This window comes from Pseudomonas sp. YuFO8, assembly GCF_035065025.1.
In the GTDB taxonomy this organism is placed as follows: Bacteria; Pseudomonadota; Gammaproteobacteria; order Pseudomonadales; family Pseudomonadaceae; genus Aquipseudomonas; species Aquipseudomonas putida_AE.
On the sequence record NZ_JAXDEQ010000163.1, the window covers coordinates 1 to 417 of the forward strand.

The following is a 417-nucleotide window of genomic DNA, read 5'->3' on the forward strand; positions in this document are numbered from 1 at the left end:
TTTTTCTTCCTCAGCGTCGACGATTTCAGACAGGTCGGAGACCAGATCCTGCACTTTATTGGTCAGGTACTGCGCCATATAAAGGATGAGTTCCGACGCGGTCTTAGGCCCCTTGCCGTCCGCCAGTTGCACCAACAGTTCGTCAGTGGCGCGCAACGGGCGCAGGCGTAGAGAAATCACGCGGCTGGCGGCAGCAAAGATGCGTACCGAGACCATGTCTTCCGGCTCCGCACCGGGGTTTAGGTTGACCCCGCGCAGGAACAGCAGCAGTTCCGAGTCCGGCAGCGGCAACAGGCGCGGACGGGTGTTCTCTTCCAGCAACAAGTCACAGGCAAATTCGCTCAAGCCGCTGGATTTGCGCAGCCACGTCTGGGTTTGCGGATGGCTGCGATCCCAATGCAGCCACAGGCTTTCCTG

The 417-nt window shown here is 59.5% G+C and carries 1 protein-coding gene; it reads right to left on the bottom strand.

The window, feature by feature from the left end:
- The coding region (locus SOP95_RS31805; RefSeq protein WP_323609558.1) for a CorA family divalent cation transporter at positions 1–417 on the bottom strand (417 nt) is incomplete at both ends.